At 58.9% G+C, this 20,808-nt stretch carries 19 protein-coding genes; 4 read left to right on the top strand and 15 right to left on the bottom strand.

Annotated features, from left to right (window positions below):
* Positions 1 to 5: 5 nt before the first annotated feature.
* From rnhB to rpsB, 15 genes are all read right to left on the bottom strand, one after another.
* On the bottom strand, positions 6 to 638 hold the full coding sequence (gene rnhB / locus BLV67_RS03640; RefSeq protein ID WP_069786239.1) for a ribonuclease HII: 633 nt from the start codon (positions 636 to 638) through the stop codon (positions 6 to 8).
* Positions 635 to 1,774, bottom strand: a complete 1,140-nt coding sequence (gene lpxB / locus BLV67_RS03635; RefSeq protein WP_056857530.1) for a lipid-A-disaccharide synthase — start codon at positions 1,772 to 1,774, stop codon at positions 635 to 637. The genes rnhB and lpxB overlap by 4 nt, the downstream gene beginning before the upstream one ends.
* 2 nt (positions 1,775 to 1,776) lie before the next feature.
* Positions 1,777 to 2,553 (bottom strand): acyl-ACP--UDP-N-acetylglucosamine O-acyltransferase, encoded by a 777-nt coding sequence (gene lpxA / locus BLV67_RS03630; protein WP_056857531.1) that lies wholly within the window; start codon positions 2,551 to 2,553, stop codon positions 1,777 to 1,779.
* Positions 2,550 to 2,990, bottom strand: a complete 441-nt coding sequence (fabZ, locus tag BLV67_RS03625) for a 3-hydroxyacyl-ACP dehydratase FabZ (RefSeq protein ID WP_003172281.1) — start codon at positions 2,988 to 2,990, stop codon at positions 2,550 to 2,552. The genes lpxA and fabZ overlap by 4 nt, the downstream gene beginning before the upstream one ends.
* 111 nt (positions 2,991 to 3,101) lie before the next feature.
* The gene (gene lpxD / locus BLV67_RS03620) at positions 3,102 to 4,157 is read right to left on the bottom strand and encodes a UDP-3-O-(3-hydroxymyristoyl)glucosamine N-acyltransferase (RefSeq protein ID WP_056857532.1); all 1,056 of its coding nucleotides are present in this window, start codon (positions 4,155 to 4,157) and stop codon (positions 3,102 to 3,104) included.
* A gap of 3 nt (positions 4,158 to 4,160) precedes the next feature.
* Positions 4,161 to 4,664 carry an OmpH/Skp family outer membrane protein gene (locus tag BLV67_RS03615; RefSeq protein WP_003189173.1) on the bottom strand — a complete coding sequence of 168 codons (504 nt, stop codon included), beginning with the start codon at positions 4,662 to 4,664 and terminating at the stop codon, positions 4,161 to 4,163.
* Positions 4,665 to 4,709: 45 nt separating this feature from the next.
* On the bottom strand, positions 4,710 to 7,100 hold the full coding sequence (gene bamA / locus BLV67_RS03610) for an outer membrane protein assembly factor BamA (RefSeq protein WP_065928979.1): 2,391 nt from the start codon (positions 7,098 to 7,100) through the stop codon (positions 4,710 to 4,712).
* 74 nt (positions 7,101 to 7,174) lie between these two features.
* Positions 7,175 to 8,527 carry a sigma E protease regulator RseP gene (gene rseP, locus BLV67_RS03605; RefSeq protein ID WP_065928978.1) on the bottom strand — a complete coding sequence of 451 codons (1,353 nt, stop codon included), beginning with the start codon at positions 8,525 to 8,527 and terminating at the stop codon, positions 7,175 to 7,177.
* A gap of 53 nt (positions 8,528 to 8,580) precedes the next feature.
* Positions 8,581 to 9,771 (bottom strand): 1-deoxy-D-xylulose-5-phosphate reductoisomerase, encoded by a 1,191-nt coding sequence (gene ispC, locus BLV67_RS03600; protein ID WP_069786238.1) that lies wholly within the window; start codon positions 9,769 to 9,771, stop codon positions 8,581 to 8,583.
* Positions 9,768 to 10,577, bottom strand: coding sequence for a phosphatidate cytidylyltransferase (locus BLV67_RS03595; protein ID WP_065928976.1), 810 nt, complete (start codon positions 10,575 to 10,577; stop codon positions 9,768 to 9,770). The genes ispC and BLV67_RS03595 overlap by 4 nt, the downstream gene beginning before the upstream one ends.
* Positions 10,578 to 11,333 (bottom strand): polyprenyl diphosphate synthase, encoded by a 756-nt coding sequence (uppS, locus tag BLV67_RS03590; protein WP_056857537.1) that lies wholly within the window; start codon positions 11,331 to 11,333, stop codon positions 10,578 to 10,580.
* Between the two features lie 17 nt (positions 11,334 to 11,350).
* Positions 11,351 to 11,908 (bottom strand): ribosome recycling factor, encoded by a 558-nt coding sequence (frr, locus tag BLV67_RS03585; protein ID WP_065928975.1) that lies wholly within the window; start codon positions 11,906 to 11,908, stop codon positions 11,351 to 11,353.
* Positions 11,905 to 12,648, bottom strand: coding sequence for a UMP kinase (gene pyrH / locus BLV67_RS03580; RefSeq protein ID WP_003172271.1), 744 nt, complete (start codon positions 12,646 to 12,648; stop codon positions 11,905 to 11,907). The genes frr and pyrH overlap by 4 nt, the downstream gene beginning before the upstream one ends.
* Positions 12,649 to 12,858: 210 nt before the next feature.
* Positions 12,859 to 13,722, bottom strand: a complete 864-nt coding sequence (gene tsf, locus BLV67_RS03575) for a translation elongation factor Ts (protein WP_053254736.1) — start codon at positions 13,720 to 13,722, stop codon at positions 12,859 to 12,861.
* A 191-nt stretch (positions 13,723 to 13,913) separates the two neighbouring features.
* Complete coding sequence (rpsB, locus tag BLV67_RS03570) at positions 13,914 to 14,651, bottom strand: 30S ribosomal protein S2 (RefSeq protein ID WP_003219330.1); 738 nt, start codon at positions 14,649 to 14,651, stop codon at positions 13,914 to 13,916.
* A 387-nt stretch (positions 14,652 to 15,038) separates the two neighbouring features.
* Between rpsB and map the strand changes: the two genes are divergently transcribed.
* The 4 genes from map to BLV67_RS03550 all read left to right on the top strand — a co-directional run bounded on the left by map (position 15,039) and on the right by BLV67_RS03550 (position 20,805).
* Complete coding sequence (map, locus tag BLV67_RS03565) at positions 15,039 to 15,821, top strand: type I methionyl aminopeptidase (protein WP_032877377.1); 783 nt, start codon at positions 15,039 to 15,041, stop codon at positions 15,819 to 15,821.
* 66 nt (positions 15,822 to 15,887) lie between these two features.
* A complete protein-coding gene (locus BLV67_RS03560; protein ID WP_065928974.1) occupies positions 15,888 to 18,590 on the top strand; it encodes a [protein-PII] uridylyltransferase in 2,703 nt (900 codons plus the stop codon).
* Between the two features lie 140 nt (positions 18,591 to 18,730).
* On the top strand, positions 18,731 to 19,927 hold the full coding sequence (dapC, locus tag BLV67_RS03555; RefSeq protein ID WP_065928973.1) for a succinyldiaminopimelate transaminase: 1,197 nt from the start codon (positions 18,731 to 18,733) through the stop codon (positions 19,925 to 19,927).
* 167 nt (positions 19,928 to 20,094) lie between these two features.
* Complete coding sequence (locus tag BLV67_RS03550; protein WP_069786237.1) at positions 20,095 to 20,805, top strand: M12 family metallopeptidase; 711 nt, start codon at positions 20,095 to 20,097, stop codon at positions 20,803 to 20,805.
* The last annotated feature ends 3 nt before the right edge of the window (positions 20,806 to 20,808 follow it).

The following is a 20,808-nucleotide window of genomic DNA, read 5'->3' as shown; positions in this document are numbered from 1 at the left end:
CGCGACTAAACCCCGATCAGGCTCTCGCGCGCCTCGTAAGCCTGGCGGACCGGGGCGAACGAGCGACGGTGGATCGGCGTCGGGCCCAGGCGAGTCAGGGCTTCCAGATGAACGGGCGTCGGGTAGCCTTTATGACCACCGATGCCATAACCCGGATAGATCAATTCGAACGCCGCCATTTCGCGGTCGCGGCTGACCTTGGCCAGGATCGAGGCGGCGGCAATCGCCGGAACCTTGCTATCGCCCTTGACCACGGCCTCTGAAGGCATCGCCAGTTTGGGGCAGCGGTTGCCGTCGATCATCGCCATTTTCGGCGTGATGTGCAGCCCTTCGACGGCGCGCTGCATGGCCAGCATGGTCGCGTGAAGGATGTTCAGTTCATCGATCTCTTCGACTTCAGCCCGGGCGATGTGCCAGCTCAACGCTTTTTCGCAGATCTCGTCGTAGAGCTTTTCACGGCGTGCTTCGGTGAGTTTTTTCGAGTCATTGAGACCGAGGATCGGGCGATTTGGGTCGAGGATCACCGCCGCCGTCACCACCGCGCCACACAACGGGCCGCGCCCTACTTCATCCACACCGGCGACCAGTGCGTCGGCGTGTGCGACCAGACTGAAATCCAGGCCCATTTGCGTGGTCATAAAGCGTCCTGTTTTTGCCCGATCAAGGTCAATACGGCATCGGCCGCCTGGTTCGATGCATCACGCCGCAGGGTGCGGTGGATGTCGTCAAAACCACGGGTCTGCTCTTCGCCGCCGTCGATCAAGGGTAGTAGGGTTTGTGCCAGGGCTTCGGGCGTCGCATCGTCCTGCAACAACTCCGGCACCAGCAGGCGTTGGGCCAGCAGGTTAGGCAAGGAGATGTAAGGGCTCTTGACCATGCGCTTGAGAATCCAGAATGTCAGCGGCGCCAGGCGATAAGCCACCACCATTGGGCGCTTGTACAGCAGCGCCTCCAGGGTCGCGGTGCCCGAGGCAATCAGTACCGCATCACAAGCGGCAAGTGCCAGGTGCGACTGGCCGTCGAGCAAGGTCAACGGCAGAGTGCGGCCTTCGAGCAACGTCTCGATTTGTGCACGCCGTTGCGGGCTGGCGCAAGGCAACACGAAACGCACGCCTGGCTTCAAGGCTTGCAGGCGTTCGGCAGCCTCGAAAAACACACTGGCCAGACGCCCGACTTCACCGCCACGACTGCCCGGCATCAGTGCCACCAGCGGACCGTCGGGCAAGCCCAGCTCGGCACGCGCGGCGGCGCGATCAGCTTGCAGTGGGATAGTGTCGGCCAAGGTATGCCCGACAAACCGCACCGGCACGCCCTTCTCTTCGTAAAACCTGGCCTCGAACGGCAGCAAGGTCAGCATCAAGTCGCAACCCTCACGGATCTTCAGCACGCGCTTCTGCCGCCACGCCCATACGGACGGGCTGACGTAATGCACGGTCTTGATGCCGGCCTGACGCAACTTGAGCTCGATATTGAGGGTGAAGTCCGGCGCATCGATGCCAATAAAGACGTCGGGCTTTTCTTCGATCAGGGTTTGAATCAGCAGCTTGCGGCGCGCCAGCAACTCACGCAGGCGGCCCAGCACCTCCACCAGCCCCATGACCGACAGGCGCTCCATGGGAAAGTAGGAGGTCAGACCTTCGGCCTGCATTAGCGGGCCGCCCACACCGATAAACTCCACTGCAGGATGCTGGGCCTTGAGTGCCCGCATCAGGCCAGCGCCCAGAATATCGCCGGAAGCTTCACCGGCCACCAGCGCGATTCGCAGATTAGCCATGATCAGCGGGTGATGCCGCGGGTCGATGCCTGGATAGAGTCACGGAACACCGCAACTTCCGGGAACAACGCTGCCGGCTCGGTCAGTTCAGTCAGGGCCTGTTCAACCGTCAGCCCCTGACGGTAAACCGTCTTATAGGCGCGGCGCAGGGCGTGAATCGCATCTTCGCTGAAACCACGACGGCGCATGCCTTCGAAGTTCATGCTGCGGGCTTCGGCAGGGTTGCCGAACACCGTGACAAATGCAGGAACATCCTTGCCGATCGCGGTGCCCATGCCGGAAAAGCTGTGGGCGCCGATATGGCAATACTGGTGAACCAGGGTGAAGCCGGACAGGATCGCCCAATCGTCAACGTGCACATGGCCGGCCAGCGCCGTGTTGTTGACCAGGATGCAATGGTTGCCGATCACACTGTCATGGCCGATATGCGCATAGGCCATGATCAAATTGTGGTCACCCAAGGTGGTTTCGGCACGATCCTGCACAGTGCCCCGGTGAATGGTCACACCTTCACGGATGATGTTGTGATCACCGATTACCAGGCGTGTCTCTTCACCCTTGTACTTCATGTCCGGGGTGTCTTCGCCTACCGAGGAAAACTGGTAGATGCGATTGTGTTTGCCAATGCGGGTCGGACCTTTGAGGATCACGTGTGGCCCGATGACAGTCCCCTCGCCGATTTCAACACCTGCGCCGACGATCGACCAGGGGCCGACCTCAACGTCGGCGGCCAGAACGGCCGACGGATCGATGATTGCGCGAGGGTCAATCAAACTCATAGTTTGCGTTCCGCGCAGATGATCTCGGCGGAGCACACCGGCTTGCCGTCCACCGAAGCCTGGCATTCGAACTTCCAGATCTGGCGCTTGCAGCTGATGAACTTGGCTTCCAGGATCAACTGGTCACCCGGGGTGACCGGGTTGCGAAAGCGCAATTTGTCGGAGCCCACGAAATAGTAAAGCGTCCCGTCGGCAGGCTTGAGGTCGAGCATTTTGAAACCAAGGATACCGGCAGCCTGGGCCATCGCCTCGATGATCAGCACGCCCGGCATGATGGGATGCGCGGGGAAGTGACCATTGAAGAACGGTTCGTTGATGCTGACATTCTTGTAGGCACGAATGCGCTTTTCCTCGACGTTGAGGTCCACTACTCGGTCCACCAGCAGGAACGGGTAACGGTGAGGCAGGTATTCGCGAATCTCGTTGATGTCCATCATTTCGGGGGGAAGCCTGTAATAAAGATTGGGGGCGGGCGAACTAAACGCACGCCCCGCTAGCAAATCAAGGAGGCAGTCTAGCGGCTGTGCACACTTGATATGGAAATGGTATCAGCCTTCTGATGAAGCATTACCGCCAGGGGTCACGTCCTCGACACGCTTTTCGACCTGCTTGAGGCGTCGGGCCATGTCGTCGATCTTGCGCAAACGTGCCGCACTTTTGCGCCATTCAGCCGCCGGCTGCATGGCCGTACCGGAAGAATAGGAACCCGGCTCGGTAATCGAGTGGGTCACCATGGTCATGCCGGTGATGAAGACGTTGTCGCAAACTTCAATATGACCCACCAGGCCTACGCCACCGGCGAGCATGCAATGCTTGCCGATCTTGGTACTGCCGGAGATGCCTACACAGGCCGCCATGGCGGTGTGATCGCCAATCTGCACGTTGTGGGCGATCTGGATCTGGTTGTCGAGCTTCACGCCGTTACCGAGCACGGTATCGGCCAAGGCCCCGCGATCCACAGCGGTGTTGACACCGATTTCCACGTCATCGCCGATCAATACGCCGCCGACCTGGGCAATTTTGTGCCAGATGCCTTTGGCGTTGGCAAAACCGAAACCTTCACCACCGATCACGGCGCCCGACTGAATCACCACCCGCGCACCAATACGCACGTCGTGGTACAGGGTAACCCGCGGTGCCAGCCAACCATCGGCGCCGATTTCACAGCGCGCACCGATAAAGCAATGAGCACCCACCGTGACGCCGGCAGCAATGCGCGCACCACTCTCGATCACCGCAAACGCACCAATGCTGGCCGCAGGATCAACCTGGGCATCATCGGCAATCACGGCCGAAGGATGTATACCAGCCGCCGCCTTGGGTTTTGGATCGAACAGGTGCGACGCCCGGGCATACGCCAGGTAAGGGTCGGCAACCACCAGCGCATCCCCGGCAAACCCTTCGGCGTCAGCGGCCTTCAGCAACACGGCTGCGGCTTGGCTGTCGACCAGGTATTTACGGTATTGGGGATTTGCGAGGAAGCTCAACTGAGCTGGGCCAGCCTCCTGCAAGGTGGCTAGCCCAGTGATTTCTTTCTCCTTGGAGCCACGCAAGGTGGCCCCCAGGAACTCGGCCAACTCGCCGAGCTTGATAGTCGCGGTCATGGCTTACTTCAGCTGGTTCATGCGCTCGATCACCTGGCGGGTGATGTCGTATTGAGGCTTGACGTCAATCACGGCGCCGCGCTCGAACACCAGGTCAAAGGCACCTTTCTTGATGACTTCTTCCACAGCGCTGTCGAGCTTAGGCTTGAGCTGCTTGAGCATTTCACGGTCAGCAACGGCTTTGGCTTCGTTCAGCTCCTTGGATTGGAACTGGTAGTCGCGGGCCTTTTGCTTGAACTCAAGCTCCAGACGCTCACGCTCGCCTTGCTGCATTTTGTCGCCACCGGCTACCAGACGATCCTGGATACCCTTGGCACTGCTTTCCAGCGTCTTGAGCTTGGTCAGTTGCGGACCGAACTTCTTCTCGGCATCCACGGCGTAACGCTTGGCCGCGTCGGATTCCAGCAGGGCCATCTGATAGTTCAGGACGGCGATTTTCATTTCGGCGAAGGCCGGTGTGGTTACCAGCACGGTGGCCAGCAGAACCAATTGAGTCAACTTACGCACGATGTACTCCTACAGAATCCGTTGTCGTTATCTTGGGTCAGACGCTTAGAACGTCTGGCCGAGGGAGAATTGGAAAATCTGGGTTTCAGCGTTATCCGGTTTCTTGATCGGCATGGCCAAAGCAAAGCTCAATGGGCCAAGTGCGGTCACCCACGTCACACCCACACCAACGGAGCTGGCGAGGTTGCTCAGGCTGACGTCGTTGCACTGGGTCTGGGACACAGAACCAGGAGCCGGGTTGTTGACCTGCTGGCACTTGGAGTCGAACACGTTACCCACGTCCCAGAAAACCGAAGTACGCAGCGAACGCTGATCTTTGACGAATGGCAGTGGGAACAGAAGTTCAGCACCACCCTGGATCAGTACGTTACCACCGAATGCCAGAGCGTCATTGTTGGAATCAGGGAGCGTGCCTTGGTTACCGGTTACCGCTTGACCACGACTCGGCGTACCGCGCGGGCCCAAGGTGCTGTCCTTGAAGCCACGAACCGAGTTGAAACCACCTGCATAGTAGTTCTCATAGAACGGCAGACCACTGGTCGAACCATAACCGTCGCCATAACCCAGTTCGGTGTGCAGGCGCACGGTGTAGTTGTCGCTCAGGGGCTGGAACAACTGGCCACGGTAGTCGAGTTTGAAGAACGACAGGTCGCTGCCCGGCGTAGTGGCTTCAGCAGTCAGGCTTTGGGAATGGCCACGGGTCGCCAATACACCTTTGTTCAGGGTCGATTCCGACCAGCCAACCGACGCCTTGAAGTTCAGGAACTGGTCACCTTCACGACGCACGAAGTCGAAAATCTCGTCCGTGGTGTACACACCAGTCTTGATTTTGTCCTGTTGCGCAGTAAAACCGAAGGTCAGACGCGAAGTCTCGCTGATCGGGTAACCGATGTTGACACCGGCGCCGAGGCTGTCGATCGCGTAGCTGGCAACGTCAACGTTAAGGTCTTTGTAGTCGGTGGTGCGGTAGAAGGCGTTGTAGCCAAGGCTCACACCGTCAGCTGTCCAGTAGGGATCGACATAACCGAAGTTATAGCGGCTCTGGTATTCGCTTCGGGTCAGGCCGATGGAGACCTTGTTACCGGTACCGAGGAAGTTGTTCTGGGTGATCGAACCACCGAGGATCAGACCGGCACTCTGTGCAAAACCGACGCTGGCGGTGATCGAGCCCGACGCTTGTTCTTCAACGGCGTAGTTCACGTCAACCTGGTCATCCACACCCGGTACGGCCGGGGTTTCGACGTTGACTTCCTTAAAGAAGCCCAGGCGCTCAAGACGGGTCTTGGACTGGTCGATCAGGTAAGTCGACGCCCAGCCACCTTCCATCTGACGCATCTCGCGGCGCAGCACTTCGTCCGCAGACTTGGTGTTGCCACGGAAGTTGATGCGGTTCACGTAAGCACGCTTGCCAGGGTCGACAACGAAGGTGATGTCCACGGTGTGGTCTTCATCGTGCGGGGTCGGCACGCCGTTGACGTTGGCAAAGGTATAGCCTTCGTTACCCAGGCGACGGGTGATCAGTTCGGACGTGGTGGTCATCAGCTTGCGCGAGAACACCTGGTCTTTCTGCACCAGCAACAGCGACTTCACCTGGTCTTCAGGGACTTTCAGGTCGCCGCTGAGCTTGACGTCACGCACGGTGTATTTCTCACCCTCGTTGACGTTGACGGTGATGTAGACGTGTTTTTTGTCCGGGGTGATGGACACCTGGGTCGAAGCGATATCCATGTTGATATAGCCACGGTCCAGGTAGTAGGAACGCAGACGTTCCAGGTCACCGGAGAGTTTTTCACGGGCGTACTTGTCATCGTTCTTGAAGAACGACAGCCAGTTGGTGGTCTTGAGTTCGAACAGGTCGATCAGGTCGTCATCAGCAAACTTGGTGTTACCCACCACGTTGATGTGCTGGATGGCCGCCACGGTGCCTTCGTTGATCTTGACCTTGAGGCCAACACGGTTACGAGGCTGCGGGATCACTTCGGTTTCCACGGACGCGGAGTAGCGACCCTGGGCGACGTACTGACGTTGCAGTTCGTTACGCACACCCTCGAGGGTGGCGCGCTGGAAGATCTCGCCTTCGGCCAGGCCGGATTGCTTGAGACCCTTCATCAAGTCTTCAGTGGAGATCGCCTTGTTACCCTCGATCTCGATACTGGCGACGGAAGGTCGCTCAACGACGGTGATGACCAGGACGTTACCTTCGCGACCCAGTTGGATATCTTGAAAGAACCCGGTTTTGAACAGCGCACGAGTGGATTCCACCAGGCGACGATCATCCGCCTGTTCCCCGACGTTCAACGGCAAGGCACCAAAGACGCTACCGGCGGAAACCCGCTGGAGGCCGTTGACGCGAATATCGGAGATAGTGAAGGACTCGGCGTGAACTTCGGCGATCATCAATACGGTGAGAACCGCAGTTAGCAGCAGACGTTTCATGAAGTCCTTTCTTATTCCAACTGGCAATAAACAAACTGCCGCAAAATGCGGCAGATTCGCAATTCAGCGAAGCGTTACAGTCGTCCCAGATCGTTGACCAGAGCTAACAACATCACTCCGACCACCAAACTGATACCGATCTGTATCCCCCAACCCTGCACCCGATCCGACAAGGGGCGACCACGCACCCACTCGACCAGATAAAACAACAGATGCCCCCCATCCAATACTGGAATGGGCAACAAATTCAGAACTCCAAGGCTAATACTCAGATAAGCCAGGAAATTCAGGAAATCCGCGACACCCGACTGGGCAGAAGCGCCCGCCACTTTAGCAATGGTTATCGGTCCACTCAAGTTTTTTACCGAGAGCTCGCCGAACAACATTTTCTTGAGCGATTCGAGGGTCAGCACACTCATGGTCCAAGTGCGTTTTGCACCCTCGCCAATTGCGGCCAACGGCCCGAAGCTGACCTCCCGTACCATCGATGGCGGCCAGTCGACACCTTTTACCCCGGCACCCAGATAACCCCCGGCTGCCTTGGCTTCCCCACGTACCGCCAGGGTCACAGGGACGTCGATTTGAGCACCATCGCGCTCAACTTTCAGCACAATTTTGGTATCAGGACGTACACGCACCAGGTCGACCACTTGCTGCCAGTCGCCCAGCGCCTGGCCATCGAGTGCCAGCAAGCGATCGCCGGTTTTCAGACCTGCGGCTTGCGCCGGGCCTTTCGGGTCCAGCTCGGCCAGCACCGGCGGCAAGGCCGGGCGCCAAGGCCGAATCCCCAACGATTTGATCGGATCAGGCTCATCCGCCCCCTTGAGCCAATGGTCCAGGGTTAGAGCGCGAGGCGTCTCGGCAGTGGAATCCGGTTCGCGCACCAGCACATTAATGGTGCCGCTTTCACCCATGCGGCGTACCAACTGCAAATTGACTGCGCCCCAACCCGTGGTCGGCTCGCCATCAATGGAAACAATTTCTTGCCCTGCGACCAGGCCGGCCCTGGCCGCCATGCTATCCGCTTCGACCGCGCCGATGACCGGGCGCACCTGTTGGCTGCCCATCATGGCCAGGACCCAGAAGAACACCATCGCCAACAGGAAGTTAGCGATCGGACCGGCAGCCACAATCGCGATACGCTGACGAACGGTCTTGCGATTGAAGGACTGGTCCACCTGGTCGGCGGGCACTTCGCCTTCACGCTCGTCGAGCATCTTGACGTAGCCACCCAGCGGAATGGCCGCAATCACGAATTCGGTGCCACGCCGATCATGCCAACGCAGCAACGGCATGCCGAAACCGACGGAAAAGCGCAGTACCTTGACGCCGCAACGACGCGCCACCCAAAAGTGGCCGAATTCGTGGAAGGTAACCAGCACACCCAGAGCAACCAGGGTGCCGACAATCATGTAGAGCGCACTCATCTAATTTCTCCGCATTCCAATCCAGTGCCTGAAGACTCAAACCTGCCCACAGACTAACGCGCGTTGCGGTTCAACCATTGCTCGGCCAGTGTGCGGGCCTTTGCATCGGCCTCGAACACTGCACCTAAATCATCCACTGCCACAACGGGCTCAAGGCTCAAAACTTCCTCGATGATACTCGGGATCTGCGGGAAGCGAATACGCCCGTCCAGAAACGCCGCCACAGCCACCTCGTTTGCCGCATTGAGCATCGCCGGCGCGCTGTTGCCCGCCTCTGCCGCTTGCCGCGCCAAACGCAGGCACGGGAAGCGTTGCTCGTCCGGCGCCTCGAAGTCCAGGCGCGCAACCGCGAACAGGTCCAACGGCGCGACACCCGAGTCAATCCGCTCCGGCCAGGCCAAAGCATTGGCGATCGGCGTGCGCATGTCCGGGTTACCCAACTGCGCCAACACCGAACCGTCCACGTAGTCGACCAGGGAATGAATCACACTTTGCGGGTGGATCACCACTTCAACCTGATCGGGCCGAGCGTCGAACAACCAGCACGCCTCGATCAACTCCAGGCCTTTGTTCATCATGCTCGCCGAGTCCACGGAAATCTTGCGCCCCATGGACCAATTCGGATGTGCACAGGCCTGATCAGGCGACACGTGCTCCAGATCAGCCAGCGGAGTTTGCCGGAACGGGCCACCGGATGCCGTAAGAAGAATCCGTCGTACACCCACCTGGCTCAAGCCGCGGGCAAAATCGCCGGGCATGCACTGAAAGATTGCGTTGTGCTCACTGTCGAGGGGCAGCAACACCGCGCCGCTCTTGCGTACCGCCTGCATAAAGAGCGTGCCGGACATCACCAGCGCTTCTTTATTGGCCAACAGGATCTTCTTGCCGGCATCCACCGCCGCCAGGGTCGGGCGCAAACCCGCCGCGCCGACAATGGCCGCCACCACGGTGTCCACCTCGGCATCCGCCGACACCTGGCACAAACCTTCCTCACCGACCAACACCTGCGTGACCAGCCCGGCAGCCTGCAGTTGTTGCTGCAAGCCACGCGCCGCCGTCACTTCAGGCACCACGGCAAAGCGCGGCGTGTGACGCACGCACAGGGCCAGCAGCTCGGCCAAACGGGTGAAGCCGGTCAAGGCAAACACCTGATAACGATCAGGGTGGCGAGCGATCACATCCAGGGTGCTCAACCCGACCGAGCCGGTTGCACCCAGCACGGTCACCTGTTGCAAGCGGCTCACGAAGCCGTCATCCACAGCAGTACGGCAAAGATTGGAATCGCAGCGGTAAGGCTGTCGATACGATCCAGCACGCCGCCATGACCCGGCAGCAGGTTGCTGCTGTCCTTGATTCCGGCCTGGCGCTTGAACATGCTTTCAGTCAGGTCGCCCACCACCGAGATGAACACCACGACGGCCGTACCCAGCAGGGCCAGGAGTATTTCCTTTACCGACCAGTCGCGCACAACACCCACCACCAGCGTGATCAGCAAGGTCAACGCCAAGCCGCCGTAGACGCCTTCCCAGCTTTTGCCGGGGCTGACCGCCGGGGCCAGCTTGCGCTTGCCGAAGGCGCGGCCGGAGAAGTAGGCGCCGATATCCGCGCCCCACACCAGCACCATCACCGCCATGATCAACCAGTTGCCCATGGGCGCATTCTTGATTTCCACCAGGCCTTGCCAGGCCGGCAGCAAAATCAGCAAGCCGATCACCAATTTACTGGCGACACTGGACCAATGGCCGCTGGTGCGCGGAAAGGTCAGCACCAGGAAGGTCGCGAGCGCCCACCACAGTACCGCAGCGCCCAATACCCAAGGCACCACGATACTCGACAGGGTATGCATCAGAAACAGCAACAGCGCCACGACAGCGGCGTAGACCACGCGCGGCAATTGCGCGTTGAAGCCCGCCAGACGCGCCCATTCCCAGGCACCCAGGGTCACGACCACGCCGATAAACAGCGCAAAGCCGGAACCGTCGAGCAGGAAAAACCCACACAAGGCAATCGGCAGCAGAATCAGTGCGGTGATGATTCGTTGTTTAAGCATTTAAACCCGGGCTCCAGCTTCGATCTGCTCGCTCGTTTTACCGAAGCGGCGCTGACGGGAAGCGAAATCGGCCAGCGCATTACGCATGGCATCGTGTTTGAAGTCCGGCCAGAACAGGTCGGAGAAGTACAGCTCGGTATAGGCTAGCTGCCACAACAGGAAATTGCTGATGCGGTGCTCGCCACCGGTGCGGATGCACAGGTCCGGCAACGGCAGGTCGCCGGTCACCAGGCAGGTTTGCAGCAGTTCGGGCGTGATGTCGTCGGGCCGCAGGTGCCCGGCTTGTACTTCGCGGGCCAGGCGCTGCGCGGCCTGGGCGATATCCCACTGGCCGCCATAGTTGGCCGCGATCTGCAGTACAAAGCGGTCGCTGCCGGCGGTGATGGCTTCAGCTTCGCGCATGGCCGCCTGCAACTCCGGATGAAACCGCGAGCGGTCACCGATGATACGCAGGCTGATGTTGTTGTCGTTGAGGCGCTTGGCCTCACGACGCAGAGCCTTGAAGAACAGGTCCATCAAGGCACTGACTTCTTCGGCCGGCCGTTGCCAGTTCTCACTGGAGAAGGCAAACAAGGTCAACACTTCGACCTTGGCCTCGGCACACACCTCAATCACGGCGCGCACTGCATCGACACCCGCTTTATGCCCGGCGACACCCGGCATAAAGCGTTTCTTCGCCCAGCGATTATTCCCATCCATGATGATCGCGACATGGCGCGGCACCACAGAGGGCACAGTCTGCTTGGTCTTTTCCATGAAGGCGTCCTGACCCCTTATACGGCCATCAGGTCCTTTTCTTTCTCTTCCGTGGCCTTGGTGATCTGGGCCTCGGAATCTTTGGTCAGCTTGTCGATGTCGGCGACGGCGCGACGCTCTTCGTCTTCGCTGATTTCCTTGTCCTTGACCAGCTTCTTCAGGTCACCCAGTGCATCACGGCGGATATTACGCACCGCAACCCGCGCGTCTTCAGCCGCGCTGCGCGCCTGCTTGGTGAAGCCCTTACGGGTTTCCTCGGTCAAGGCCGGCATGGAGATCAGCAGCAACTCGCCCAGGTTGGTCGGGTTGAGGTTCAAGCCGGCGCTCTGGATGGCTTTGTCGACAGCGCCGAGCATGTTGCGCTCAAAAGCCACGACTTGCAGGGTGCGCGAGTCTTTTACGGTGATGTTGGCTACCTGGGTGATGGAGGTATCAGTACCGTAGTACGGCACCATCACACTGCCCAGAATGCTTGGGTGCGCCTTGCCGGTACGAATCTGACCAAACGCGTGGTTCAGAGACTCCAGGGATTTGTGCATACGCTCTTGAGCGTCTTTCTTGATTTCGTTGATCATTGTTGGCCTTCCTCGATCAGAGTCCCTTCCGCGCCGCCGTGTACGATATTCAGCAGGGCACCGGGCTTGTTCATGTTAAATACGCGCAGCGGCATCTTGTGGTCGCGGCACAGGCAAATAGCCGTCAGGTCCATCACACCCAGCTTGCGATCCAGCACTTCATCGTAGGTCAGATGATCGAACTTCTCGGCATGCGGGTCTTTGAATGGGTCGGCAGTGTAGACGCCATCCACCTTGGTGGCCTTGAGCACCACGTCGGCATCGATTTCGATGGCGCGCAGGCAAGCAGCCGAGTCCGTGGTGAAGAACGGGTTGCCGGTACCGGCAGCAAAGATCACCACTTCCTTGGCGTTCAGGTGGCGCATGGCTTTGCGACGATCATAGTGATCGGTCACGCCAACCATGGAAATAGCCGACATCACGATGGCCGAAATATTGGCGCGCTCCAGGGCGTCGCGCATGGCCAGGGCGTTCATCACAGTGGCCAGCATGCCCATGTGGTCGCCAGTGACACGGTCCATACCGGCAGCGCTCAGTGCCGCGCCTCGGAACAGGTTACCGCCGCCAATCACCAGGCCGACTTGTACGCCGATGCCGACCAGTTGGCCGACTTCGAGTGCCATGCGGTCGAGCACCTTGGGATCGATCCCGAACTCTTCCGAGCCCATCAGGGCCTCGCCGCTGAGCTTGAGTAGAATGCGTTTATAGCGAGCCTGATAACCACTGCCCTGCTGAGCCATTGCGAATCTCTCCTGCGGCGTATTTTTTAAAAATTCTTGGCGAGCCGTTTACGGCTTGCGTTCACTCTAGCTGGACGCTATCACAGCGCCATCGGAACACGGCTTTGTAAGCCAGTTCCGACAGGAAACCAAATAAAATTGGCCTTCCCATTTGAAAAGAGGCTGCGCGCGTGAGCGGGCAGCCTCTTTCGGCGACAGTTGAAAACTGTCTTATTGCTTGGCGGCAGCCAGCTGGGCAGCAACTTCTTCAGCGAAGTTGTCGACCGGCTTCTCGATGCCCTCGCCTACTTTGTAGTAGGTGAAGGAAACGATTTCAGCACCGGCTTTCTTGGCCAGTTCGCCAACCTTGATTTCAGGGTTCTTGACGAACGCCTGCTCAACCAGGCTCGCTTCAGCCAGGAACTTGCTGATACGGCCTTTGATCATGTTTTCAACGATGTTTTCCGGCTTGCCGGCGATCTTGTCGGCGTTGAGGCTCAGGAACACGGCTTTTTCGCGTTCGATTGCGTCAGCGGAGACTTCCGATGGCAGCAGGAATTCAGGGTTGCTGGCCGCTACGTGCATAGCGATGTCTTTGGCCAGCTCAACGTCGCCGCCTTTAAGGGCAACCACAACACCGATTTTGTTGCCGTGCAGGTAACCACCAACCACATCACCTTCGATGCGAGCCAGGCGACGGATGTTGACGTTTTCGCCAACCTTGCCGACCAGTACCAGGCGATCAGCTTCTTGAGCTTCGATCAACGGCTCAACGGTAGTGAGCTTGTCGTCGAATGCTTTCTTGACGCTGGCAGCAACGAATGCCTTGAAGTCGTCCTGCAGAGCCAGGAAGTCGGTCTGGGAGTTCACTTCCAGCAGAACGGCAGCCTTGCCGTCTTCAACCAGAGCGATAGCGCCTTCAGCAGCAACGTTGCCTGCTTTCTTGGCAGCCTTGATGGCGCCGGAAGCACGCATGTCGTCGATGGCTTTTTCGATGTCGCCGCCAGCCTTGGTCAAGGCCTTTTTGCAATCCATCATGCCTTCGCCGGTACGCTCACGCAGTTCTTTAACCAACGCTGCAGTAATCTCTGCCATTTCAAAATCCTCTTGGATAGGTTTTCAACCATTCCACCCGATCAAACGGGCGATCAATTCTTCCCGAATCACCCTTGTAGGCCGCTGCACGTTACAGAAGTTGTAGCTGCGCTGCCGACAAATGGTTTTCGAGGTGGCAAAAAGGGGGCCAAGCCCCCTTTTTGCTTACTGAGTCAACGCCAGGGCGCTAATTACTCAGCGGCAGCTACCGGAGCTTCTTCAACGAACTGCTCGGTACCACCAGCAACGTGGTTGCGACCACGGATTACAGCGTCAGCCATCGAACCCATGTACAGCTGGATAGCGCGGATTGCGTCATCGTTGCCTGGGATGATGTAGTCAACGCCTTCCGGGCTGCTGTTGGTATCGACTACGCCGATAACCGGGATGCCCAGCTTGTTGGCTTCGGTGATCGCGATGCGCTCGTGATCAACGTCGATAACGAACAGTGCGTCAGGCAGACCGCCCATGTCCTTGATACCACCCAGGGAACGATCGAGCTTCTCAAGATCGCGAGTGCGCATCAGCGCTTCTTTCTTGGTCAGCTTGGCGAAAGTACCGTCTTCGGCTTGCACTTCAAGGTCACGCAGACGCTTGATGGAAGCACGGATGGTTTTGAAGTTGGTCAGCATGCCGCCCAACCAGCGGTGATCGACGTACGGCGAACCGCAACGTGCTGCTTCTTCAGCAACGATCTTGCCAGCGGAACGCTTGGTGCCGACGAACAGGATCTTGTTTTTGCCCTGGGCCAGACGTTCTACGAAAGTCAGAGCTTCGTTGAACATTGGCAGGGTTTTTTCAAGGTTGATAATGTGGATCTTGTTACGCGCGCCGAAAATGTATTTACCCATTTTCGGGTTCCAGTAACGGGTCTGGTGACCGAAGTGCACACCGGCCTTCAGCATATCGCGCATGTTGACTTGGGACATGATAGTTCCTTAATAAGTCGGGTTTGGCCTCCACGTATCCCAATGACCAACCAGCGGCATCAAGGCCTCCGGCACCCAGGTCATCGTGTCGACACGTGTGTGGATTTAAGCTTTGCGGGGTATCCCCGGAAAGCGGCGCATTTTATACCACACGAAGGACGAAAACGAAACCCGCAATCACATTTGCCGGCCACCGCGTTCGCGTAACCCCTTGAATAGAGCCAACATACCCCTACTCCATAGAAAGAAGCGATCATCAGAGGCTCATGATTTGACGCCAGCGTCTGTTAGAATCGCGTTTTTTGAGGCTTGTGCGAATTCCGTAACCATTTGTCGCACGCCCGTAAACCGTATTGATTTCAGCGCGTCGCGCTAGAGAGAGCCTGTATGACCGTTAGTTTGAAAACCGCCGAAGACATCGCCGGCATGCGCATTGCCGGCAAACTGGCTGCCGACGTGCTGGAAATGATTGCCGAGCATGTCAAGCCAGGCGTCACCACCGAAACCCTGAACCAGATCTGCCACGACTATATAGTCAACGTGCAGAAGGCCATCCCTGCCCCCCTGAACTACAAGGGCTTCCCCAAGTCGATCTGCACCTCGGTCAACCACGTGGTCTGCCACGGGATTCCAGGCGACAAGCCGTTGAAGGACGGCGACACCCTGAACATCGACGTTACCGTGATCAAGGACCGCTATTTCGGCGATACCAGCCGCATGTTCCACGTCGGCAATGTGCCGGTCTGGGCTGAGCGCCTGTCCCAGGTCACCCAGGAATGCATGTACAAGGCGATCGAGATCGTAAAACCTGGCTGCCGCCTGGGCGACATCGGTGAAGTGATCCAGAAGCACGCAGAAAAGAACGGCTTTTCGGTGGTGCGCGAATTCTGCGGCCACGGTATCGGCACCGTATTCCACGAAGAACCGCAGATTCTGCACTACGGCCGCGCCGGCACCGGCATGGAACTCAAGGCAGGCATGACCTTCACCATCGAGCCGATGATCAACCAGGGCAAGGCCGACACCAAGGTGCTGGGCGACGGCTGGACCGCCATCACCAAGGACCGCAAGCTCTCGGCCCAGTGGGAACACACCCTGCTCGTCACCGAAACCGGCTACGAGATCTTCACCCTGCGCGCAGACGACACGATCCCTCGCGTCTCGGCGTAATGGTTGCCTCGGTTTTCCAGCGACACCGTTGTGACTGACTCCATAGACAGATAGGAAAGCCGATCGATGCCCCAGGTGGATCCCGAACTCTTCGACCGTGGCCAGTTCCAGGCCGAACTGGCCCTGAAGGCAAGCCCCATCGCCGCCTTCAAGAAGGCTATCCGCCAGGCCCGCGAGGTGCTCGATGCGCGCTTTCGCAGCGGCCGCGACATCCGTCGGCTGATCGAGGATCGCGCCTGGTTCGTCGATAACATCCTGCAAAAGGCCTGGGAACAGTTCAGCTGGAGTGAAGACGCCGACATCGCTCTGGTGGCGGTCGGCGGCTACGGGCGCGGCGAGTTGCACCCCTACTCCGACATCGACCTGCTGATCCTGCTGGACAGTGCCGACCATGAGATCTTTCGCGATTCCATCGAGCGTTTTCTGACGTTGCTGTGGGATATCGGCCTGGAAGTCGGCCAGAGCGTGCGCTCGGTGGACGAATGCGCCGAAGAGGCGCGCGCCGACCTCACCGTGATCACCAACCTGATGGAAAGCCGCACCATCGCCGGCCCCGAGCGCCTGCGTCAGCGCATGCTGGAGGTCACCAGCACCGCACATATGTGGCCGAGCAAGGAGTTCTTCCTGGCCAAGCGGGCCGAGCAAAAAGCCCGGCACCACAAGTACAACGACACCGAATATAACCTGGAGCCCAACGTCAAAGGCTCACCGGGCGGGCTGCGCGACATCCAGACCATCCTGTGGGTGGCTCGTCGCCAGTATGGCACCCTCAACCTGCGTGCCCTGGCTGGCGAAGGCTTTCTGGTCGAGAGCGAAAATGCACTGCTGGCCTCGTCCCAGGAGTTCCTTTGGAAGGTGCGTTACGCCCTGCACATGCTCGCCGGGCGCTCCGAAGACCGCCTGCTGTTCGACCACCAGCGCTCCATCGCCACCCTGCTGGGCTTTGAAGGCGAAGACGCCAAAACCAGCATCGAAAGCTTCATGCAACAGTATTACCGCGTGGTCATGAGCATTGCCCAGCTCAGCGACCTGATCATCCAGCACTTTGAAGAAGTGATTCTGGCCCCGGAGGACGAAGCCCCGCCGCTGCCGATCAACTCGCGCTTTCAACTGCACGACGGCTATATCGAGGCGCGCAACGACAATGTGTTCCGCCGCACACCGTTCGCCATGCTGGAAATCTTCGTGCTGATGGCCCAGCAGCCGGAAATCAAAGGCGTGCGCGCCGATACCATCCGCCTGCTGCGGGAAAACCGTCACCTGATCGACGATGAGTTTCGCAACGATATCCGCAACACCAGCCTGTTTATCGAACTGTTCAAGTGCAAGATCGGCATCCACCGCAACCTGCGGCGCATGAACCGCTACGGCATCCTCGGCCGCTACCTGCCGGAGTTCGGCTTTATCGTCGGGCAGATGCAACATGACCTGTTCCACATCTATACCGTGGACGCCCACACGCTCAATTTGATCAAACACCTGCGCAAGTTGCAGTACACCCAGGTGTCGGAGAAATTCCCGCTGGCCAGCAAGCTCATGGCCAAGTTGCCCAAGCCCGAACTGATCTACCTGGCCGGCCTGTACCACGACATCGGCAAAGGCCGGCATGGCGACCACTCCGAAGTGGGCGCGGTCGATGCCGAAGCCTTCTGCCAGCGCCACCAACTGCCGCTGTGGGACAGCCGCCTGATCGTCTGGCTGGTGCAGAACCACTTGGTGATGTCGACCACCGCCCAGCGCAAAGACTTGTCCGACCCGCAGGTGATTCATGATTTTGCCGGGATCGTCGGCGATGAAACCCGCCTCGACTACCTCTACGTGCTGACCGTCTCCGACATCAACGCCACCAACCCGACACTGTGGAACTCCTGGCGCGCCAGCCTGTTGCGCCAGCTCTACACCGAGACCAAGCGCGCGCTGCGCCGTGGCCTGGAAAACCCGGTGGACCGCGAGGAGCAGATCCGCCGTACCCAAAGCGCGGCCCTGGATATCCTGGTGCGCGGCGGTAACGACCCGGATGACGTCGAGCAGCTATGGTCGCAACTGGGCGATGATTACTTCCTGCGCCACACTGCCGGCGACGTGGCCTGGCACAGTGACGCGATCCTACAGCAGCCGGCCGACGGCGGGCCACTGGTGCTGATCAAGGAAACCACCCAGCGCGAATTCGAGGGCGGCACGCAGATCTTCATCTACGCGCCGGACCAGCACGACTTCTTCGCTGTGACCGTGGCCGCCATGGACCAGCTCAACCTGAACATCCATGACGCGCGGGTTATCACGTCCAGCAGCCAGTTCACCCTCGACACCTATATCGTGCTCGACACCGACGGCGACTCGATCGGTGACAACCCCGCACGCGTGAAAAAGATCCGTGAAGGCCTTACCGAGGCTTTGCGCAACCCGGACGACTACCCGACCATCATCCAGCGTCGGGTACCGCGCCAGCTCAAGCACTTTGCGTTTGCGCCCCAGGTGACCATTTCCAACGACGCCCAGCGCCCGGTCACAGTGCTGGAACTCAGCGCACCCGACCGCCCAGGCTTGCTGGCGCGCATCGGCGGGATCTTCCTGGAGTTCGACCTGTCGTTGCAAAACGCCAAGATTGCGACCCTGGGGGAACGCGTGGAAGACGTGTTTTTCATTACCGACGCCGACAACCAACCGCTGTCCGACCCGCAGCTGTGCCTGCGTTTGCAGGAAGCCATCGTGCAGCAGTTGAGCGTGACCCAGGAACCGGGTGTCGAGCTGACCAGACTGACCATTTGATTTTTAACATTGTGGACACGATTCATGTGGGAGCTGGCTTGCCTGCGATGCAGACACCTTGGTCTATCAGGCAAACCACAGTGATGCCATCGCAGGCAAGCCAGCTCCCACAGAGTGCGTGCTGACCGTAAGAGGCTTACATGAACAACGCCCTGAACCAGCTCCAGCCCTACCCGTTCGAGAAACTGCGCGCCCTGCTCGGCAGCGTCACGCCCAACCCGGACAAACGCCCGATTGCGCTGTCGATCGGCGAGCCGAAGCACAAATCCCCAGCCTTCGTAGCCAAGGCCCTGGCGGATAATCTTGACCAGATGGCGGTGTACCCGACCACTCTGGGCATCCCGGCCCTGCGCGAGGCCATCGGCGCCTGGTGCGAGCGGCGCTTCGACGTGCCCACAGGTTGGCTGGACCCGGCGCGCAACATCCTGCCGGTCAACGGCACCCGCGAGGCGCTGTTTGCCTTCACCCAAACCGTGGTCAACCGCGCTGACGATGCACTGGTGGTCAGCCCCAACCCGTTCTATCAGATCTACGAAGGCGCTGCGTTCCTGGCCGGGGCCAAGCCGCATTACCTGGCGTGCCTGGACAGCAATGGTTTCAACCCGGACTTCGACGCCGTCTCGCCAGACATCTGGAAACGCTGCCAGATCCTGTTCCTGTGCTCACCCGGCAACCCGACCGGTGCGCTGATCCCCGTCGAGACCCTGAAAAAGCTCATCGCCCTGGCCGACGAATATGACTTCGTGATCGCCGCCGACGAGTGCTACAGCGAGCTGTACTTCGACGAACAAACTCCGCCGCCAGGCCTGCTCAGTGCCTGCGTGGAACTGGGCCGCCAGGATTTCAAGCGTTGCGTGGTGTTTCACAGCCTGTCCAAGCGCTCCAACCTGCCGGGCCTGCGCTCGGGTTTCGTGGCTGGCGATGCCGATATCCTCAAGGCCTTCCTGCTGTACCGCACCTATCACGGTTGCGCGATGCCGGTGCAAACCCAGCGGGCCAGCATTGCTGCCTGGCAGGATGAAGCTCACGTATTGGCCAACCGTGATTTGTATCGGGAGAAATTCGACGCCGTGCTGGCCATTCTCAAGCCAGTGCTGGATGTACAAGCCCCAGACGGCGGCTTCTATCTGTGGCCGAACGTGAAGGGCGACGATGCCGCGTTCTGTCGTGACTTGTTTGTAGAAGAACACGTGACCGTAGTGCCGGGTTCGTACCTGTCACGCGAAGTGGACGGTTTCAACCCGGGTGCCGGGCGCGTACGCCTGGCGCTGGTGGCGCCGTTGGCGGAGTGTGTGGAAGCGGCAGAACGGATTCGCGACTTCATAAGTCGTCGCTGAACATCCCTGCGCTGCCCGTACTGTGAATAAAGTGCGGGCAGCGCCATATCATCGACACTGCGCTGCATAAGCAGCTGTTTGCGTAAAAATGATAATCGGTGGAACCTTATCAGCCACAAGTACCACTCAATGTTCATTAACGTTTTGAACAATGTGGACATGGCACGATGACGAACCTGAGCACAGCAACTCTCGGTTTCACCTCCATACGCACTCACGACAGTGATAGATATCAAACGTCCCCGGATAAATCCCACTCAAGAAAAACCCGCGCAGTTTCAGCACCCGAAAAATACTGGCCGCAAAATTCCACGCTGAAGATCGCTGTCTATGATGCCGACGAAGAAGCACTGGAGCAGATAAAAAAAGCTGCGAATCTTTGGCTACCGCATATCAATCTGACCTTCGAATTTGTTTCAGGGGAAGAGGGAGATATACGCATCGCGCTGGACTATGGGGAGACTCAATCAGGCAGCTCTGCACTGGGCACCAACGCGCAAAAGGTGCCCTTCTACATGCCGACCATGGTGTTGCCAAACCCTTACGACAACCCAAGATTCGAAGCGATTACAGCCCATGAATTCGGGCATGCCCTAGGGCTGTACCATGAACATAAACACCCCGATAGAACGATCGATTTTAATACGCCGGTCATCTACAGACATTTCAAAGGCCATGGGTCGGATGAAGCCATCCATAAAGACATTCTCCAGCGCCTTGCTGGACAAGACGTCGCCGCCTCCGAATACGATCAAAACTCAATCATGCATTACGGCTTCAGCCGCGACGAGCTATGGAAGCAGCCGGCGATCCCCTGGCCCACCCGATTGACAGAACTGGATAAGTCTTTCATAGCCTCGCAATACCCCAAACCTTAAGGC

The sequence above is a fragment of the Pseudomonas salomonii genome (assembly GCF_900107155.1).
GTDB lineage: Bacteria > Pseudomonadota > Gammaproteobacteria > Pseudomonadales > Pseudomonadaceae > Aquipseudomonas > Aquipseudomonas salomonii.
The sequence above is the reverse complement of the archived record's forward strand: the minus strand, read 5'-3'. Positions and strand labels throughout refer to the sequence as shown.

Coding starts and splice junctions, on each gene's coding strand:
- rnhB (WP_069786239.1), bottom strand. CDS start 638: ATGACCACGCAAATGGGCCTGGATTTCAGTCTGGTCGCACACGCCGAC.
- lpxB (WP_056857530.1), bottom strand. CDS start 1,774: ATGGCTAATCTGCGAATCGCGCTGGTGGCCGGTGAAGCTTCCGGCGAT.
- lpxA (WP_056857531.1), bottom strand. CDS start 2,553: ATGAGTTTGATTGACCCTCGCGCAATCATCGATCCGTCGGCCGTTCTG.
- fabZ (WP_003172281.1), bottom strand. CDS start 2,990: ATGATGGACATCAACGAGATTCGCGAATACCTGCCTCACCGTTACCCG.
- lpxD (WP_056857532.1), bottom strand. CDS start 4,157: ATGACCGCGACTATCAAGCTCGGCGAGTTGGCCGAGTTCCTGGGGGCC.
- bamA (WP_065928979.1), bottom strand. CDS start 7,100: ATGAAACGTCTGCTGCTAACTGCGGTTCTCACCGTATTGATGATCGCC.
- rseP (WP_065928978.1), bottom strand. CDS start 8,527: ATGAGTGCGCTCTACATGATTGTCGGCACCCTGGTTGCTCTGGGTGTG.
- BLV67_RS03595 (WP_065928976.1), bottom strand. CDS start 10,577: ATGCTTAAACAACGAATCATCACCGCACTGATTCTGCTGCCGATTGCC.
- uppS (WP_056857537.1), bottom strand. CDS start 11,333: ATGGAAAAGACCAAGCAGACTGTGCCCTCTGTGGTGCCGCGCCATGTC.
- frr (WP_065928975.1), bottom strand. CDS start 11,908: ATGATCAACGAAATCAAGAAAGACGCTCAAGAGCGTATGCACAAATCC.
- pyrH (WP_003172271.1), bottom strand. CDS start 12,648: ATGGCTCAGCAGGGCAGTGGTTATCAGGCTCGCTATAAACGCATTCTA.
- tsf (WP_053254736.1), bottom strand. CDS start 13,722: ATGGCAGAGATTACTGCAGCGTTGGTTAAAGAACTGCGTGAGCGTACC.
- rpsB (WP_003219330.1), bottom strand. CDS start 14,651: ATGTCCCAAGTCAACATGCGCGATATGCTGAAGGCCGGTGTGCACTTC.
- map (WP_032877377.1), top strand. CDS start 15,039: ATGACCGTTAGTTTGAAAACCGCCGAAGACATCGCCGGCATGCGCATT.
- BLV67_RS03560 (WP_065928974.1), top strand. CDS start 15,888: ATGCCCCAGGTGGATCCCGAACTCTTCGACCGTGGCCAGTTCCAGGCC.
- dapC (WP_065928973.1), top strand. CDS start 18,731: ATGAACAACGCCCTGAACCAGCTCCAGCCCTACCCGTTCGAGAAACTG.
- BLV67_RS03550 (WP_069786237.1), top strand. CDS start 20,095: ATGACGAACCTGAGCACAGCAACTCTCGGTTTCACCTCCATACGCACT.